Origin of the sequence: Gardnerella phocaeensis, assembly GCF_048545075.1 — a bacterium.
GTDB classification, from domain to species: domain Bacteria; phylum Actinomycetota; class Actinomycetes; order Actinomycetales; family Bifidobacteriaceae; genus Bifidobacterium; species Bifidobacterium vaginale_J.
The window spans coordinates 625520-645253 of the sequence record NZ_JBKQXS010000001.1 but is presented as its reverse complement, the minus strand read 5'-3'; the positions used below and the strand labels follow the sequence as shown (position 1 = coordinate 645253).

Here is a 19734-nt window from a genome sequence, read left to right as displayed (position 1 = left end):
TTCTAACTATTCTGCTGATTATGCTGCTTATTCTGATTAAGTTTTGTGATTTTACCAAAACGCAACGCTTCAACTAATTCTTTTCGCGTATACAATCCATCGCATTGCTTAAAACCGTTAGATACCAAACCTTGGCAAACAGCACACAATAACGGTGGATATAAAGAAGCAGCTGAGCATACGTCTGGTTTTTCAAAAACATCATGCGCTGAACCGTCAATAATAAGCTTTCCATCATTAATCGTTATAAGTCTAGTTGCATAATCAAGCACAACTTCCATATCATGACAAACCATAATCACGCAACAACCGTTAGCTCGCAACTCCTCAACCACTTGCATAATTTTCACGCATTCATTGTAATCAAGACCACAAGTTGGTTCGTCGAGAACAAGTATTTTAGGACGCGTTACGACAGTTGCAGCCAATGCCACCATTTGTCTCTGCCCTCTAGAAAGCATGAATGGACTGTCAGTAGGATTTAAGTCAAGTTTCTCAATAATTTCCATTGCATGCTTTTTCGCTTGACTAGAATCTTCACCAATTAAAATACAGCTCAACTCTACTTCTTCAAGAACAGTCTCTTTGCATAATTGATGATCAGGATTCTGGAATAATGTCGCAACATATTTTGCTATTTGACTAATTCGCAATGGCTTTGTGTCGATACCGTCAATTGTTACACTACCTTCAGTAGGTCTTAGTAAACCGTTAATAATTTTTGTAATAGTAGTTTTTCCGGCACCGTTTTTGCCAATTAGCGCGATCAATTCACCAGCATAAGCATCAAATGAAATATCTTTTAGAGCTTTGACATCATTTGCATAAGCAAAACTCACATGATCTATTGAAAGGCATGGCTTATCAATATTATTAACTGCATTGTCAGCTTTTATAGAAGCTTCTTTATTAAGTTCTAAATCAGCTTCTGCATCATGCGCGTCATCGCTATTAGAAAGTTTAGAATAATCGGATCGCAAAGTTTTAACAATAGTATTTACAGTTTCATCAACTCCAACACTAAGAGGTGCTGAATCGCAAATTTGTTCATCTTGTAATTGTTTAAGCAATCGCGTAGTACGTGGATAATTAATGCCAACTTTACGAAGTAACTCTATATCTTTAAGAGCTTCGCAAACAGGAGCGTCGAGAACAAGCTCACCTTTAGAAAGCACTATAAGACGCTTGCAATATTCACTTAATAAAGCTACTTTTTGCTCAATGACTACAATAGTAATGCCAAAGTTTTTATTCAAATCACTTAAAACATCGAAAATCATACGTGAAGAAACTGGATCCAGCGCGCAAGTAGGCTCATCTAAAACCATCACTTTAGGTCTTAAAGCCAAAATAGCAGCTATTGCAACCTTCTGCTTTTGACCTCCAGATAGCGTGTCTAAATCACGATTTCGCAAATTGCTAATACCAACAGTTTCTAGTGCATTTGCTATACGCTCAGGAATTTCATCGTGCGGAACTCCGAAGTTTTCTAAACCAAAAAGCAACTCATCTTCAACGTTTGCAGCAACCATTTGCGCATCAATATCTTGAATAACAGAGCCAATTAAACAAGCAATATTAGTAAGCTCAAGAGTAGTAGTGTCATGACCAGCAATTTTTACAGTTCCGCAAAACTTGCCTGAATAATGGTGAGGAATTGCTCCAGAAAAAAGTGAAGCAAGAGTTGTTTTACCAGACCCAGAAGGTCCAATAATTCCAACGAATTCACCTTGATGAATGCTAAGGTTTACTTTATGAAGAGCATAGTTGCAATTACATTCATTGTCTTTTTTATCTTTATTTGCAACACTTTCATCACTATGAGTATCGTAGTGAAAAGATACATTACTTAATTCAAGCAATGGCGCTTCTTTTATTGATTCATCACTTTTTTTCATAGGCTCTTTACACGGTTCGGCAGAATCAACTAAATGATTATCTGCAACATATTTTTCTTGCTGAGACATAACATTCCTAACTCTAACATACCGAGCAAACGCTAAAAAATTAATAACACAAAAACACAAGTTGACACCAATCATATTAGACTGATGCCAACTTGCTTTTATACCTTTATATTTATACCTCTATGACTTTATACATTTATACGCATTAAACAAATCGCTAATAATGGCGTATAACGTGCAATTAAACATGCAATCATGAGAATTTCTTAATTAATTTATTAATTAATTTATTATTACTTGTGCAACACGAGTCGCAATGGAGTATAAAGAATTTCAACAATAATCGCATTAAATGCAGCAGTACCGAAAATAATTGGCATCATTACGATTACCATGTTTGGAGAATGAAGAATAAAGTAAGCAGCAATAGAAGCGAAAATGCAACCAGAAATTACTGTTGTAACAAAAGTTGCAATAAATGGGAAAACACTTACTTTACGAGCAGCATCCTTTGGGAAGAGATGAACATATCCAATTAAAATAGCTGTCATAATAATTGCAGCAGGAATGTCACACGCATATTCAAGGAATGGAATCGAAGTATTAAGTTGGATTAATGTTGCAGCAAGAGCTCCAATAATAGCTCCTTGATAAATCTTTGGACGAACCAATAAAATCGCCAAGCAGAATGAAGCAATAACAAACTCAGGCTGGATATTTCCAATAGAAAGAGGCTTGGCAACAGTAAAATCAAGAATGCATCCTGCTGCAAATAGAACTGCAACCAGCACTAACGAAGTAATATTTAGTGCATGATTCTTAACTTTTACATTTTTCATCATTACCGACGCAACATCAGCAGTTGCATTTGCAACGCCGTTAGTAGCTTCCATAACATTTTCGTTAGTTTCATTAGCCATGATTTCTCTCCTTGTTTAAGCTTTATATTATTTGAATATAAAGCTACCGAATATTTTGTTGTGATTTGTGATTTGTGATTTGTGATTTGGTTATTTTTGAAATTTAAGGCTTGTATACAAAAAGACCCCCGGGGCTTACCCGGAGGTCTTTTACAAGCTTTTATACGCAGCTTCTAAAACTTCAGAGTAAACTCACGCCAAAGAGAAGACTGCCACCACCACATACGTGCAGCATTAAGAGTATCGAAAGATTCAGCATTCATGTTCATGTTAAGCATGATGTCTGCCTCCTTAACTCATTAATACTAACTGTGGTTCACGCACAAACCTCAACCGAAGTATTCGATATTTGTTTGTGTTGGAAATGATGCTAACACCATAAAAGTACAAATGCAAACATTTTTTCCAAAAATATTCTCGCCATGAAATAATTATTACAAAAATATTTATAAATTTATTATTCGTAAATCCTTATTTTGCAAAGAAAATCTCGTCTTAAATAAAGAAACTCCCGAAATAATGTAAAAGAAAAAATTTACTTAAATAAATGCAACACGCTGATTCATTTAGTTATTTTAGAATCTTTTACATTTTGACTTTTTAATTGCTGAGCAATTTGCAATTTTACTGCAATAATTCGCTTTACTGACTCGTCAATTCGAGACTCAGGTATATCACCTTGACGAACTGCATTGACAACAGAATAATACGCTTGACGCAAATTTGCAGGAGAAAGTAATATATCGATACCTGCTTTAATTCCTGTAATTGCAGCAACCCCAGGAGAATAGCGCAACGATATTGCACCCATCCCTAGAGAGTCAGAGATAAGAATGCCTTTATAACCAAGCTTTTTACGAGCTAAACCAGTAACAATTTTCTCGGACATGCTAGCAGGAATATCATCACCCGTAATCTTCGGATACGACACATGACTGACCATAATAAACTTAACACCAGTGTCTACAGCATCTTTGAACGGTACTAAATCTATTTTTCTTAATGCAACTGGAGATTGGTTCGAAACAGTAGCACCTTTATGAGAATCTTCAAAAGTTGAACCGTGACCAGGAAAATGCTTATACGTGGCAAAAACGTGATTCTCTTGCAAACCATCTGTGAACGCATCTGTCATATTTGCAACTAACGAAGCATTAGAACCAAATGAACGCTTGATCATCAACTTATTATCTGGATTAGTAATCACATCAGCAACTGGAGCAAAATCGACATTAAAACCTAAATTCGAAAGATAATTACCAATGTAAGCACCAGTTTTATAAGCTTTACGCGTTTTCTTAGTCGCTCCAATATCCTTCATATTAGGCGAAGATTTAACGCCCATTTGAGGATTTGAGCTAACTCGCGCAACAGTGCCGCCTTCTTCGTCAACAGCTACTAAAGCAGGAAGTGACACTCTAGATTCGCTTATTGATTGCAACCCAGAAATCATTTGCTGAGTTTGATTAGGATTCTGAATATTCTCCCTGCTGTACATTATGCCGCCAACAGGTATGGAATTAAACGACTGCTGCATTTGCGAACCAGAAGATACCACGATCCCGTATGTTCCAGCTAATTCTTCAGGCTTAACTATGAACATTTGAGCAACTTTATCTTCAAGAGACATTTTTGATAGCACATTTTTAACAGCAATGCTATTAGGATCAATCCCCTGTCTTGCTTGCTTTTTACGTGCTTTCTTTAGTGCTTCAAGTTTTTTAGCTACATCCGCAGGATTAACTGTTTTTTTACTAGCATAATTTTTAGAAGAAACGTTAAAAAAATGCGAGCGCATAACAGACACTGCAGCAAACATAGATATTGCAAGTAAAGCAATAGCTATAATAGCCACTAAAATAGAAGCAAAACGCCTTCTTGGAGCAACACTTGCAATTTGATTATGATGCTGAGCATTACGATATTGCATAGTGCGACCATCCACATAATGCGGACTGCTTTGTAGTTTACGTGTCCTTTGCTTTCGCATAACGAGTTTCCTCTAATTCGCTAAAAATGAACCAAAAAGTAGCGTAACGCTAATGCCTATTTATCTCACAAACATAGCCAGTTTTGCCACTAAAGGTTTTACGCAATGTAGGAGTCGTAAATAAATCATCGCGTTGATCATTCCACGACCACTCATCATTTAATCGCCAAAGCATAAGATAGAACTCAGGCTCTCCATCTTTATCGTTTCGACTTGGCTCTCCTGGCAACCAGTTTTCGTACTTTACTTTTTCACCAGTAACCCAGTGCGCAAATACGTCACCATTCTCACGTTGCGAAGTGTAACCGCCAATCCACACATACTTGACGCCTTCCTTTTTTGCCATATCGATTATCTTTTTCTCTTTACTCTTACTGGTAAGAGTTACTAAGTAACCGCCATCTTGCATGCATGCACTGTTAGCTTCAGTCCACTTCACATCGCCCTTATGTAGCACGAAGCGAGTTGCAGTCTTCTTATACTTCTTCTTCTTAATTGGCTTAAACGACAAATCATCACCGATACCACCAGATTGATGATTCTTGGAATCTGCAACCAATGCAGAAACAACTCGATCAGCATACGGATTCGAAGAAGAATCAGAATCGTATTCTAAGCAATAAACATTATCTTGATTGATTCGAATTCTATTCATTACATCTTTCATATCTGATATTGAATTCATATCCCAGAAGTAACCATTCGTTTCATTCGCAATATTTTGCAAAGTGCTTGAATCAGCTTCACTAGTACCAATCAAATATACAGGAATACCTTTTTCTTTAGCTAAAGAAATAACATCATCAGCAGTATGAGTACTCTCATTATCTTGACCATCAGTAAACGCAATTACGCAATTAAAGCCAGGATGATTAGAAGCATTAGTAATTCCGGTATAAAGGGCATCGTACAAAGCTGTCATGCCGTAAGGAGTCATATTATCAATGCCTGTAAGCAATCGATCTTTATCGTTAATATACGTTGCCATATACATTAAGTAACTATCGAAAGATATAAGCTCTCCAGTGTCGCCAACCTTATAATTAAGATTGCGCACAAAATCACTCATAGTGCGTTTCATAGTATCTATAGAATCTTCCATAGACCCAGATTTATCAAGCAGAATTTCGTAATTAACACCTTGCTTGTCTTTAATGCGCTCAACTTTACGAATAAGTCTTTCAGCTTCCTTGCCGCCACCAATCTTCTCACGAATTGCAGCAGTAGGAGAATCAATTTCCAAAGCTTTTCCACTACTATCAGTAAGCGAAAAGTACAGTTTTACATGAGGATATTTAGATACGTCAGAATCAACGATTTTTAACTTATAATCCGCATATTTATTGGATTTCATAATTTCTTTTCGCAAAGTTTCGTAAGGAATTTGCTTTGGTCTCATATAATCCCAAATGCAATACCCAAAAATACTTGAAAGAATAACAGCAATCATAACAATAATAGCTATAATAATATTCCTTCGCTTCGCATCATTTTCAGCAGCAACTTGCGCATACCCATATTGCGGTTGATACGGGTATTGCGTATTTACTTCAGGGCGATAATACTGATTAGGAATGTTGTTTGTATAGAATACTTGCGTTTGCGTTTCAGGATAAGGCTGCCCTGCTTGCTGAGGCTGAGTATTATTTGCTGGAGAAGTAATTTCTGCACCACACTGCGTGCAGAACCTCGTATTATCTTTTAAAGTAGCTCCGCAATTAACGCAGTACATGATTTTCTTCTTTCTTTTCCTTATTAGTAAAACATTCGCATACAGTTATAAAAACAAACTATCTATTAATTCTATACCCTGCTTCAAACACAAAGCCGAGGATATCGCAACAAATGCAATTACCTCGGCTTTTATAATAGCGAACTTATTAGTTTATTTATTTACTTATAAAAACCTCACAAGTTCGTATAACGCTTGTGACTTTTAATACGAAGTAACAATACGCTCGCAGCAGCAATGAGTATTGAACATACAGTAGTAAGTACGAATATATTACTTCCTGTTGCACTTAAACTATGAAGCTGTTGCGAAACTGCATTGCTTGTTACTGTGATATCAGTCCAAGCAACTTGATTACCTTTTTCGTCAACCAAAACAACCGTATGTTTTCCGGTGTATCCAGCTGGGAATTGAGCATCAAATTGAGGCTTGCCATTCACCATGCGAACAGTCACAAACTTTGAACCATCAGCACCCTTAAGCAAACGAGGAGACGAGTAAATGTACGCGTATGCATAAACTACTCCATCACGCTGCAAACGCTCGATGAACTCGCTGTTTACAAGATTAATTCTTACGCTGTTAACAACACCTGCAGTTGCAACGTTATTGTTGCCAATGCTAAGAGTTCCCTTTAATTCTGGATTAAGCTGCTGAACTGTTTCAGGAGCTTTAGGCACAGTAGCAGATTCTGCTGGCTTAGATGGATTAGATGGATTAGAATGTTCAGACTTAGCTGGCGCAGAATGCTCAGACTGGGCTGGCGCAGACTGCTTAGCTGGAGTTTCAGTCTTAGACTGATCCGGCTTAGACTGATCCGGTTTAGTCTGATCCGGTTTAGTCTGATCCGGTTTAGCTGGAGTTTCATTCTCAGATGGCTGAGGTTGAGGAGTTGGGACTGGAGCTGGCGCTGGAGACGGAACCGGAGCAGGTGTCACAGGACCAGGAGCTGGCGATGGCTGAGGAGCTGGATTCACAGGACCAGGAGCTGGAGTTGGAACTACAGGAGCCGGAGCAGGTGGTTGAGGCGTTGGCGTCACAGGACCAGGAGTTTGTTCATGCCCAGGCGTAGATGGATTTGGATCCTGCGTACCAAGCTTAGATTCATCCTTCAACTTATTAATATCTAAAGGATTCATCTGATAATTGAGAACATCATCAGCTTTAAGATTTGCAAAAGGATTCTCATCCTTCTTCTTTTCAGCATCCTTCACAAGCACAGCAGTAGAAAGAGCAGAAACCTTGTAATTTCCACTATCGTCTACAGATGCTTCAGGCAACTTTGATATTTCATCACCATTATCTTTTCCATCAGCAATGCGCACGCGATACTTTCCTTTGCCAATATTCACAGTAGATTCGTTATTATTAGCGTTGAAAATAAACACATACGTTTTATCTTTGTCATCAACACTAAACGCATTAATGCCATCGCTGCTCTTAATCCAATGCATATTCTTATTAACATCAGAATATGTAGAATCACGTAAAGCTGGAACCTCGTTTCTTAACTTTATCAATGCCTTGAAGTACTCAACAGCATCAGAATTCTTATTAACCAAATTCCAATTAACAGAATTGTCGCCGTCGCCAGCATTGTAGCTATTCTTATTGCCGTTCTTGCTTCGTAAGAACTCCTGACCAAGCTCAAAGAATGGCATGCCATGAGCAAACATTACAAGCGAATTAGCAAGCATTACTCGCTTCTTAAGATTCTCTTCTGTCTCATGAGGCAAAGATCTCTTCAACTTATCGTAAAGATTAAGATTGTCGTGAGCTTCAACATATTGCACAGTCTGACCAGCATTTGCATAATGTCGATCAGAGCAACTTGAGTTTCCAGGCTGGCAACCGTAAAGATTTTGCATTACCAGATTGTCGCTACCTCTGTTTCCAGACACGAATCCAGCAACCTCATCATCTCCTTGGCCTTTTACAGCATCGCGGAAGGAATCGTTAAAGAATGCAACGCCATTATTGGCTGCAAGCTTATACGCATTAGGCTGAATAGTGCGGTTTTCATAAGGCAATTGGCTCATATTCCAGCCTTCGCCAAGAATAATCGAGCTTGGATCAATTGAATGAACAGCTTCACGCACTTCCTTAATGGTTTCAAGATCAATCAATCCCATCAAATCAAAACGGAAGCCGTCAATACCGTACTCATTAGCCCAATATTTTACAGAGTCAACAATATACTTTCGCATCATTTTGCGCTCTGAAGCAGTATCGTTTCCACAACCAGATCCATTAGTCAAGCTGCCGTCATCGTTGTAACGGAAGTAGTAACCTGGCACAGTCTGTCCAAAAGCGTTCTTTTGCGCGTTATAAACGTGGTTATAAACTACATCCATAATCACGCGCAAGCCAGCCTTATGAAGACCGTCAACCATTTGCTTTAGTTCAGTAATACGCGTAACAGGATTTGCTGAATCAGACGCATATGATCCTTCTGGAACGTTGTAGTTGATTGGATCATAGCCCCAGTTTTGAGCACCTGGCTGACCGTAACCCAAGTTACCTGCTTCATTCACAGAACCAAAATCATACATTGGCATGATTTGTACGTGAGTGATGCCTAGTGACTTCAAATAATCCAAACCAGTTGGCTTGCTTCCATTCTTAGTGTCAGATTGAATTACACCGAGATATTTGCCGCGCTTCTTTTCGCTCACGCCAGAACTTTCGTGAATTGAGAAGTCGCGAATATTCATTTCTGCAATAGTCGCATCAGTTGGGCGCTTTTCAAACGATGCCATGCGATCTACTGGTTTTGCCATGTTGCCACCGAATACAACGGATCTCATTCCGTTTCTAACGGCAGCTTTTGCATAAGGGTCTGGAGAATTATTAACAGCACCATCTGCAAAATGAACCTTGTACGTGTAAGCAGTGCCAGCTTTTGCATCGCTTGTAGTAATACTCCACACGCTATTATTGCTTTCAAGCTTCATATCTTGTGTTTTAGCTTCTGCAGAATTTTCATCAGTGCCAGAATAAGTTACCAACTCCACTTTTGTAGCAGTTGGTGCCCAAAGCTTGAAAGTTGTAGAATCATCTTTTACAACAGCACCCAAGTCGTCGCCAGTATAAGCGTATTTCTTATCGAACTCATCAGTGCGAACAATCTTAGATCCTTTAGCAGTTGAAACAGACACTGTTCTAGGCATTCCACCAACACCCTTGATGTTGATTTCATACATTTTCTTAATATCTATGTCGTTCTTTGCAACGATTACGATCTTATTATCTACAACAGCAACTTGCGAAATATCTACTGTCTTATGTTGATCTTTCTTTGAATCTGTAACATCAGTTATAGTTACGTCATTCTTCTTAATCTCTGAAGGGTCACCGCTCACGTTTACAGTAAATTCCTTCAAAGACGTAATATCAGCATTAATAGCATTAGCCTTCGTGCTGATTACGTTTGGGCTTAAGTAAACTCTACTATCGCCCTGCATAAGCCAGATTTCAGCGTTGCCAGTTTTACCATCTGAGCTTAAAGTGATTGCCTTTGCAGGAATCGCGCGATCGCCTTCACCAGGATCTTTAGCAACCCAATCATTGCCTTGCATGGAATAGCGCACAATAAACTTCGGATCTTTCACACCGTTATTATCTGTAAACGTATATTCTGCAATCTTTCCGAAATCATCATGAGCCGTAAAATCTCTCTTTACGCCTTCTTGCTTACCATACCAAGTCCAGAGATTCCAACCAGCGTAATCCTTGTTTGTTCTACGGTAGTGAACAGTAACATTTAAGGTTTTGAGATTATTAAGCTTGTCAGAAACTTCAGATGGCGGTTCAGCAAAAGTATTCGAATCTCCTCCGTAAACCCAAGCTTCGCCAACACCATCTTCTATTTGCGAGATATTACGATTTCCGCCGTCTTTATTCCAATTTGAGTTATTAGGACCTGGATCAGTAGTAATAATAAATCCGACTTTTCCGCTCTCGTAAGTGCCATCAGCCTCAACTGTGTAAGTCTTACCAAAAGCATCTTGACCATTGAACGCATGCCAAGCGCTATCTATTTCCTTACCTTGAGCATTTTTAAGGCCCCAGATATAAACGCCCATATTGCGATTGTCATCAGATTTTTGCTTATAGTGAATAACAATCTTTGTCTTTAATGCAGAAGGTTTTGAAGAGTCAACCTTGCAAGGAACATCAGAAACATCAGCATTCCCGACAAGATTTTTGTTTACTACATAATTCTTTGCACCAGCAGGAATAGTGAAATCGCCACTCTTTTGACCATTTACGTGATACCAATCTCTGCTACCATCACTCTTTGCAATGCCATTATTAAATACAGCTTTAAATTCACCACGATTAGTAATAGTCTTTGCAAACCAATCGCCACAAACTTTGCGCATTGGCAATCCAGGAGCTACAGTCCAATTATTACCACTTATTTGATAATGAATATTTACTGAGCTTGGATTACCTGCTTTATTTTTAGCATTAAAGTAGACAGTTGTTGACTGGTCTTTAACATCGTCAACATATTTTGGATCAGATTCATTGCGCGCTGCAAATTTTATTACATTCTTAGTTGTTGCATCCACATGCAAAGCAATTGCAGAATAAGGAGCGATAGTCGCAGCAACCTTGCTATCTTCAACTTTAACAGTCTTAGAGCAGTCACCTGCAGCGTAAACGTTGCAGTACTCACCATTTGGCAAATCAGTCTTATACAAAACTCTCTTTGCGTTTGGAGTATTGTTGATTGCTAAGAAGCCCTTCTTCTCGCGGCTAAATGCAATGTTATTATTGTCACTCTCCTGCCAATTGGTAACTTGAGTACCATTTACAGCATTAAAGAATCCAACCATTCCACGAATCGAAGTCCAACGCTGAGTGCACTGCCAACCAGTTGTTGGAGAGCAATTTACATCTGGAACAGACGTTTCAGATGCACCAGGCGCACCATAGTCCTTATTCTTTGCATCAAACCTGTATCCTGAATAAATATTTGGGTTTCCATACGGGTAGCCAAGCATAAAAGCGTTTGCAAGCTCGTAGCGAGGACCATCCTTATAGGTAAGCGTGCGAACAAAATTTTCGCGAGGAGTATCCCAATTAGTTACGAAAATCGAAGCTTTATCGCTTTGAACAAGTCCATTAGTAATATTCTTTAGATTCGAGATTGAGCCATAAAAATCGTTCTTTAAACGGTAGGAATATTGAAATTCGTTGACTTCGCCTTCGTTTAAATGCCTATCTGGCTGGATTTCTTTAGCTTCAGAAGGATCACCAATCGTCTCCTGCATCCACCAAATCTTGTCAGGCGTAGTGTGCGCAGCATCAGCAGCAGCCTTTTTAATAGCAGCCATATCCTTCGGAGAAATATGCTTTACAGCATCCACACGGAAACCGACAACACCTAGTTCGAGTAAATAAGCAAAATACTTACCTAAAACTTGCTGAACATGCGGCTTTGACGTATCCAAATCAAGCAAACCTACAAGCCTGTGAGTCCAAACTTCTTCAGCATTCTTGTAATTGTTAATATTTTCAGCACTCTGATGGAAATCATCCTTAGTATAACCAGCTGTTTTGAAAGTTTGCGTAGCAGCATCGTATTCACTTCCACCAACGCCAATTTTATCTTTATTATCAGCACCAGTCATGTGATTAATAACAGCATCAGCAATGATTCCAACACCAGCAACCTTGCAAGTATGAATCATCTGCTTAAACTCAGCTTCAGTACCGAGCTTAGAATCAAGCTTATAGCTCACAGGCTGGTAAGAAGTCCACCACTGAGAACCTTTTACATGATCATTTGGAGGAGACACTTGCACATACTTCACACCCTCAGGGCCGTAAGTTTTAGTGCATTCTTTAGCAATGCTATTCCAATTCTGCTGGAATGCAGTAACAATAACACCTTTACGGTTAAGAGTTAGATTTTCTTTATTTGAACTATCGCTAACAGCGTTTGCGCCACTTGTAACAGCAAAACCAGTTACAAGCATTGCGACAGACGCAACAATAGCAACTATCTTCGATGCAAAGTGTCGACGATGACTCATCAGTATCCTTTCCTCCATTGGAACTAACGCGCTTCTTCCTTGGGCGCATTAATAGCTTTAATACACAAGCGATGGCTAGCACTACTATGTTGCTAGCCATCGTTATAAATATGCATTATCAGCGGAGAAAATTATAACATCTACATACTGACAATATTGCAATAACTATACGAAAACTGTAATAATGTCAATACAAATTTATTTCCAAATCGTCTTTTACTTCGCATCTTACTTATTAGAACCTGCCTTATTTTTGTGCAAAATCAAAGCTAGTTCAATCAACAGCACAGCGAAAACAATTACAATCATCGTAACAGTACTAAACGTGGAAGTACTTCCAAAATGCTCTACAGCCTTAACATGCAAAGCAATAGCCGAGTTAGCTGGAATAGTTGTCTCTATTTTTCCACCATTTACAGTAACTGTGCTAGAGCATTTACGTGAAGCATACACGTTGCAATACTCACCATCAGGCAAATCAGTTTTATAACTCACATTTTTAGGCTTGTCAGTATTGTTAATCGCCAAGAATCCCTTGTTTCCGCGACTAAAAGCAATGTTATTATCGTTGTCATCCTGCCATTGAGTCACTTTCGTGCCCTTAACAGCATTGTAGAATCCAATCATTCCACGAATCAAAGTCCAACGCTGAGTGCATTGCCACTTTGAATTCTCGCCGCACTTTACATCTGGAATGTGCGTATCAGTTGCACCAGGAGCACCATCATCGCGCTGCGTGAACTTATATCCAGAATAAATATTTGGTGTTCCATAAGGATAAGCAAGCATGAAAGCATTAGCTAACTCGTACTTTGCTCCATCCTTATAAGTGAGAACTCGAGTCGAATTGTCACGCTCAGTATCCCAGTTAGTCACAAAAATAGCGGCTTTCTTATTAGGAATAAGCTGATCTGTAATATGAGACAAATTCTCAATTGAGCCATAGAAATAATTACGCAAGCGATACGAGTATTCAAACTCATCTACTTCACCTGTACCAACATATTGATCCGGCTGAATTTTAGGATCTTGTTCAGGGAAACCAATTGTTTCTTGCATCCACCATATGTTTTCAGGCTTCGTTCCAGCAGCCTTAGCAGCAGCTTCTTTTATACCTTTTACATCCTCAGGGCACATATGTTTTGTGGCATCAACTCTAAAGCCTGAAACACCCATTTTTAGCAATTTTGCAAAATAGTTACCAAGAATTTTTTGCACATGAGGCTTAGAAGTATCCAAATCAAGCAAACCAACTAAACGATAATTCCAAACTACTTGCGCATCCTTATATGTGTAAATATCTTTATCTATTTGGTGAAAATCATCTTTTGTGTAACCAGCATCCGGATAGCTTTGATTTGCCGCATCATACTTACTACCGCCAACGCCTACAGTATCTTTATTACTATCGCCAGTTGTGTGATTAATTACAGCATCAACAACAATTCCAACACCAGCAGCCTTGCAAGTAGTAATCATATTTTTAAACTCGTCTTCAGTGCCAAGCTTTGAATTTAGATTGTAACTAACTGGCTGATAAGAAGTCCACCACGCTTTACCTTTAATATGATCCTCCGGAGGAGAAACCTGCACATAACTCACGCCCTCAGGACCATAAGTTTGCTCACACTCTTTTGCAATGCTCCTCCAGTTTTGTTGAAAAGCAGTAACAATCACACCTTTTGGCGGAAGAGAGTCTGTTGATTTAGTTGAAGCAAATGCCGAAGAGTTTGGAACAATAGCAAAAATACACATTAATACTGTTGCTACAGCAGCGATCGCAGCAATTGCAGTAAAAGAGCGCATTAAATTGCGCTTGTAATTATTGATTAATTCGCAAGCATAATTACTTTTTTTACGCTCACTTACTTGCAATCGTGCACTGTGGATCATCGTTGTTCCTTTCACATCACGTACAGCACTTTCATTGTGCGAGAATACTTTTATTATTATACGCTTATTGTTTATGTACGAGACATTAAAACACAAAATAAAAACGTCGCCTAGCAAGCTAAGCGACGTCGTGCACGTGCCCCCGGTGAGACTCGAACTCACACTGCACAGATTTTGAGGCTGTTTCCTCTACCAATTGGGATACAGGGGCATTTTTAATTTTCCGCATTTTTTTGCGACTTGTTGACTATAGCACACTTTAAGCCACATGCAAATAGTTAAAGCGTTTTGCGCGTGTCGCAAATCAACAATATTGATCATACATAACATAATGCGCGCAAACTGCAAAACAGCTAGCGCGCATTATGCAAATTATACTACTGCGCAAATGCACCTAAACTAGAAGAACTAGCGTATTAGTACAAGCACGCAGAATCAAGCAATTAGTCGCAAGCACCGACGGTGTGAACGTAGATGGAGTCAGTGCGACCAGCCTGACGTTCACCCTGAGCAGTGCTCAAGATAACGATCTGATCACCATCGGAAACCTTACCGGCTTCGCGAAGAACCTTATCGGTGAAGATCATCAAATCATGACGATTCATGTCATGGTAATCTTCATCAATCAAGAAGCCTTCAGTGCCCCAGCTCAAAGCCAACCAACGATAAGTGTGCTCATTGTTAGTCAAGCCGTAGATTGGAGCGGTTGGACGTTCGCGAGAAATGCGATGAACCGTGCGACCAGTCTGAGTGTAAGCAACGATAGCCTTAGCGTTAAGCTTATCTGCCAAATCAACAGCTGCAGAAGAAACTGCACCGGTGCTAGACATGTCAAGCTCAACAGCAGGAATGCGATCATAGCCATGTTCAGTAGCATACTGAGAAATGCGAGACATGGTCTTTACGGTAACATCTGGATACTTGCCGACAGCAGTTTCGTTAGAAGTCATTGTTGCGTCAGCACCGTCGAGAACAGCGTTAGCGCAATCAGAAGCTTCTGCACGGGTTGGAACTGGAGAGTTAACCATTGTGCCAAGAACTTCAGTAGCAACGATAACTGGCTTTGCGTAGCGGCGAGAAAGCTCGATGCAACGCTTGGTGACCAGTGGAACCTCTTCGAGAGGCATTTCCACAGCCATATCACCACGAGCAACCATAATGCCATCGAAGGTCTTAACAATCTCTTCCAAGTTTTCAACAGCCTGTGGCTTTTCAATCTTGGCGACGATTGGAATGCGACGACCTTCTTCGTCCATGATTTCGTGAGCGCGATCAATATCGGTAGCGAAACGCACGAAGGACATAGCAATAATGTCAGCGCCGGTGCGAATAGCCCAACGAAGATCAGCCTCATCCTTTTCAGTCAAAGCTGGAAGAGAAACTGCAACACCTGGGAGGTTAATGCCCTTGTGGCTGGAAACTGGACCAGCAACAATAACCTTAGTGTGAACGTCGTTGCCTTCTACCTTAGTTACCTCAAGGCGAACCTTACCGTCATCGATAAGGATTGGGTCGCCTGCGTGGCAATCTCCTGGCAAGCCCTTAAAGGTTGTAGAAGTGCGGTGCTCGTCACCTTCAACATCATCAGTAGTGATGATGAACTCCTGACCTTCTTCCAAATAAACCTTATCTTCGCCTTCAGCGTTCTTCTTGAACCATCCGCAGCGAATCTTTGGACCTTGCAAATCGACAAGAGCAGCAACATTGCGGCCAGTTGACTTGGAAGCTGCACGAACGTTGTTGTAAACGCGCAAATGATCTTCAGGAGTGCCGTGAGAACGGTTCAAACGAGCAACATCCATACCGGCTTCAACAAGCTTGGTAATACCTTCCAAGGATTCGGTAGCTGGACCAATAGTATCAACGATTTTGGCTTTACGCATAATGCCTACCTATTTTCTATTTCTGTTTATTTTTTATGAGCGATTTAATGATAGAAACCATAAAACGCCCAATTCCGCTTTCCAGTGTATCAACGTATTGTGACCGCTTATTGTATTTATTCGGCGTTTTGTGAACGCTCACAGAAAATAACATAAAATCGCAGATAATGCTTGAACAACACCCAGATAATGCTTGAACAATAGTTGAATAATAATTGAGAATAATAGTTATTTTCTAACTTTTAGCATCCCTTATTTGCCGCAACTCTTTTGAACGTTTTGAGCCTGATTTCTTGCTCTTTATCTTTAATCACGAAAACAGAATGTCTGAATTCAACAAAGCACTAAACGATTTAGTATCAAAATTATAGTGATGTAATAAACTACAACATTTGTTTAGCGATTACCCAATCACATATCTACAACACACCATAAGACATATTACAGATTACGAAAATAATAAGAAATTTTATTAAAAATTATATTGTTATAACATTTTGCAAGAAATTTTCATCTAGTTCACCCCCCCCCCCGTAGGAAATTTTACAGTCTAAACTAATTTCAAACTGAAAAATATTATGGAAAATAACAAAAAATGATAGAATTTTAAATGTACCCGTTTAAATAGAGAGCTTTATTACTGGCATTGGAGATATTTGTCATAGAATTCGTTCTATTTATTTGTTTAAAGATTCATTAAAGATTAGGGAAAATTAAGGAGATTGTTATGACTACCACTAATCCTTCAAAACATACATCATCAAAATCTTCTAGAAAGCGTCCTGCACACAAAGTACACACTCTTCCGTTAGCAACAATGGCTGCTTTACTGACAGCAGCAACCTGCTTAGGCAGCCAGCCTGCCATGGCTGTTACGGCGCGCACACCACTTTCTACACCAACATACACTGCAACAGCTAAAAGGCTTACGAATAGCACGGTTGCTAAGTATCAGGATCGTGAAGCTGATGTAGTTGTTAACAATCCAGAATGGCTTAAGACTCCTAGTATTCTTGAGTTCCAGCGTTATCGTGCTACTAATGATGAAAATAAAGATAATAAGAAAATTAATTCCAACGAGCATGGTAGCGATGAGTATAATACTTTGATTAAAAAAACAGATATGTATGCACATATCGAAACAATAGATGGTGCTAAATATCTCGTATTCGACGTGTTCTTCAACAATGATGCTCAATCGATGGTAACAAAATCAAAAAGGCAATGGTATATATGGCAAGTGCCGTACCAAATTGCTAAGTTAAATTCCGATGGTTCGTTTGCAAACGACACAATCCGCGACTTACGTTTTGACGCTTACAAACTTAAAGATGCATCACAAAATGACAAATTAAAACGCAAGATGAACTTTACTCTTTCGCGCGATTTTTCCAAGTTTGAAAAGGTAGATAACCAATCAACATCTATAAACTTCCCTAACGACAGCGAGAAGAACTTCGGTGTAAGAAATCCTTCAAGATTCCAATATAGTTTAGGACCGAATCAGACAAAATATGAAAAAGATATGGACAATCTATTCCATGAGAATCGTGATGATTACGCTATTGGTAAAGCAACTTGGCTAGATTACCCATATAGTGGTAAGAATTATGGAATAGGTATTCAAACTTCAGAAGTAAATCTTGCATTCCATATGCATGCCGCAGTAAAGCTTAACGATACAGCAATAAACGAAAAAGCTACAACGTATGATGAAAAGTACGCTAATATACATAATGCTTGGACTTGGGCAGATTCTGCAACATATGGAAAAACAACAAGCTCATCCTACGCGTGGGTTTCTGGACGAGATCCACAATCTGACCAAGATAAAAAATTAGGACGCCACAAGGATGACAGAGAAGCGCCAAAAATTTATCACAATGGCAATGAAATAACTAAGAAAACAAAGACCATTAATCTTCATACAAACGATAAACTAAAATTTAGCACCACCGATAACAAGGGTTATATTGAGAAGTTTAGCATTTCTGGTTTAACGGATACTCCTATAACCAAGAAAGGCGCTGGAAGCGAAGACAATCCGCTTACATCAGGTGATGACATCACTGTTACTAAAGACATGAACAAAAAGCAAGTAACTATTACTTCCGAGGATGGCTCTGGCAACGTTACCACACGTAAAGTTAGAGTCAAAGTTACTACACTTGCTGACGAACATCCTCTTAAAGGTAAAACCATTGATACTACCGTTGGTGGAACATTACCGCAATTGACAGAAATTGACAAACTTGTTGATATTACAGACGGTAGCAATCTTAATAAAAAGCCAACCTTAACGTGGAGAGGAGGCACTGCTCCAAACACTAATACAGTTGGCACGTTTACTCGTGATATTACTGGAAAATACTCCGATAATTCCATAAGTACAGCAAATGTAACCATCAATGTTAAACCAAAGAAGCCAGTTATCGACACTGATCTGACTGATTATGCTGGAAAGAAAGGGCAGAAAGTAACAGTATCTGTTGGAAGCGGCATTCCTACTGACGCTAATATTACTACAACAGTTAAACTGTTTGATAAAAATAACAAGGAAATCGGCTCTACTACAACGATTAACGGTGATAAAGCAGAGATTACTGTTGATGGTGAAATCCCTGAAGGCGACGTGTATGCAACAACGACTGTAACGAAGCCTGATAGGCAAGATGGTCCTAAAAAAACAATTCCAGGATTTAACCTAATTTCAGAAAACAGTGATAAAAAACAAGCTACCAAGCCTCAGGATACCCAGGCCCCAACTATCACTGCTACTGCTACTTCATCGTCTGTAACAGTTGGGCAAGATCTGAAGATTCACATTGTTGCTAAAGATGATGTGAAGGTTGAAGAAGTACCTAATGCAACAGCTTTGGCGCAAGGTTTAGGTCTTGAACTTAACGAACTCTCATCTCGAATAAAATCAAGTCAAACAACTAATACTGATACAGAAAAGGATTTTGATCTTACAGTTAAGAGTATGCAGCCGAAGGAAGTTGGCACACATACTATAACCTTCACGGTAAAAGACTCGGCAGGAAATACCGGCACCACAACGCTAACCGTAACCGTGAAGCCAGCTGCTCCAACCGTCACGCCTCAAAACGATGGTTCCGTTGACGTAACACCAGCAGCCGGTACTGATACTCTGGAAATCACGTATACGCCAGAAGGTGAAACCAACCCGAAGACCATCACTGTCAAGAAAGGCAATGACGGCAAGTGGAAGGGTGAAAACACTCCAGAAGGCGTAAAAGTTGACGAAAACACTGGTAAAGTCACTATTCCAGCAAACAAAGTCGCAGACGGTAGTACTGTAACCGCTAAAGATAAGAAGGGTAACGGTACCAACAGTGACG

Annotated in this window: 8 protein-coding genes and 1 tRNA gene; 1 reads left to right on the top strand and 8 read right to left on the bottom strand. The window is 39.4% G+C overall.

The features are described 5' to 3' along the window. Positions 1-2 precede the first annotated feature (2 nt). The 8 genes from ACJV2T_RS02745 to pyk form a co-directional block, all read right to left on the bottom strand. Positions 3-1967, bottom strand: coding sequence for an ABC transporter ATP-binding protein (locus tag ACJV2T_RS02745; protein ID WP_419399056.1), 1965 nt, complete (start codon positions 1965-1967; stop codon positions 3-5). Positions 1968-2200: 233 nt separating this feature from the next. After that, the gene (locus ACJV2T_RS02740; RefSeq protein ID WP_119527625.1) at positions 2201-2827 is read right to left on the bottom strand and encodes a hypothetical protein; all 627 of its coding nucleotides are present in this window, start codon (positions 2825-2827) and stop codon (positions 2201-2203) included. Positions 2828-3389: 562 nt separating this feature from the next. Continuing rightward, positions 3390-4817, bottom strand: a complete 1428-nt coding sequence (locus ACJV2T_RS02735) for a glycoside hydrolase family 3 protein (protein ID WP_419399055.1) — start codon at positions 4815-4817, stop codon at positions 3390-3392. A gap of 49 nt (positions 4818-4866) precedes the next feature. Next, on the bottom strand, positions 4867-6549 hold the full coding sequence (locus ACJV2T_RS02730; protein ID WP_419399054.1) for a VWA domain-containing protein: 1683 nt from the start codon (positions 6547-6549) through the stop codon (positions 4867-4869). Positions 6550-6725: 176 nt separating this feature from the next. Then, on the bottom strand, positions 6726-12596 hold the full coding sequence (gene pulA / locus ACJV2T_RS02725) for a type I pullulanase (protein WP_419399053.1): 5871 nt from the start codon (positions 12594-12596) through the stop codon (positions 6726-6728). Between the two features lie 228 nt (positions 12597-12824). Further along, positions 12825-14351: an alpha-amylase gene (locus ACJV2T_RS02720; RefSeq protein ID WP_419399086.1), complete on the bottom strand. Its 1527-nt coding sequence runs from the start codon at positions 14349-14351 to the stop codon at positions 12825-12827. A 275-nt stretch (positions 14352-14626) separates the two neighbouring features. Further along, a tRNA-Leu gene (locus ACJV2T_RS02715) sits at positions 14627-14700 on the bottom strand. Positions 14701-14932: 232 nt separating this feature from the next. Continuing rightward, positions 14933-16372: a pyruvate kinase gene (pyk, locus tag ACJV2T_RS02710; protein WP_004107046.1), complete on the bottom strand. Its 1440-nt coding sequence runs from the start codon at positions 16370-16372 to the stop codon at positions 14933-14935. 727 nt (positions 16373-17099) lie between these two features. Between pyk and ACJV2T_RS02705 the strand changes: the two genes are divergently transcribed. Further along, positions 17100-19734 (top strand): HYR domain-containing protein (locus ACJV2T_RS02705; RefSeq protein WP_419399052.1); only part of this gene is annotated, 2635 nt, incomplete at its 3' end.

Coding starts and splice junctions, on each gene's coding strand:
- ACJV2T_RS02745 (WP_419399056.1), bottom strand. CDS start 1,967: ATGTCTCAGCAAGAAAAATATGTTGCAGATAATCATTTAGTTGATTCT.
- ACJV2T_RS02740 (WP_119527625.1), bottom strand. CDS start 2,827: ATGGCTAATGAAACTAACGAAAATGTTATGGAAGCTACTAACGGCGTT.
- ACJV2T_RS02735 (WP_419399055.1), bottom strand. CDS start 4,817: ATGCGAAAGCAAAGGACACGTAAACTACAAAGCAGTCCGCATTATGTG.
- ACJV2T_RS02730 (WP_419399054.1), bottom strand. CDS start 6,549: ATGTACTGCGTTAATTGCGGAGCTACTTTAAAAGATAATACGAGGTTC.
- pulA (WP_419399053.1), bottom strand. CDS start 12,596: ATGAGTCATCGTCGACACTTTGCATCGAAGATAGTTGCTATTGTTGCG.
- ACJV2T_RS02720 (WP_419399086.1), bottom strand. CDS start 14,351: ATGTGTATTTTTGCTATTGTTCCAAACTCTTCGGCATTTGCTTCAACT.
- pyk (WP_004107046.1), bottom strand. CDS start 16,372: ATGCGTAAAGCCAAAATCGTTGATACTATTGGTCCAGCTACCGAATCC.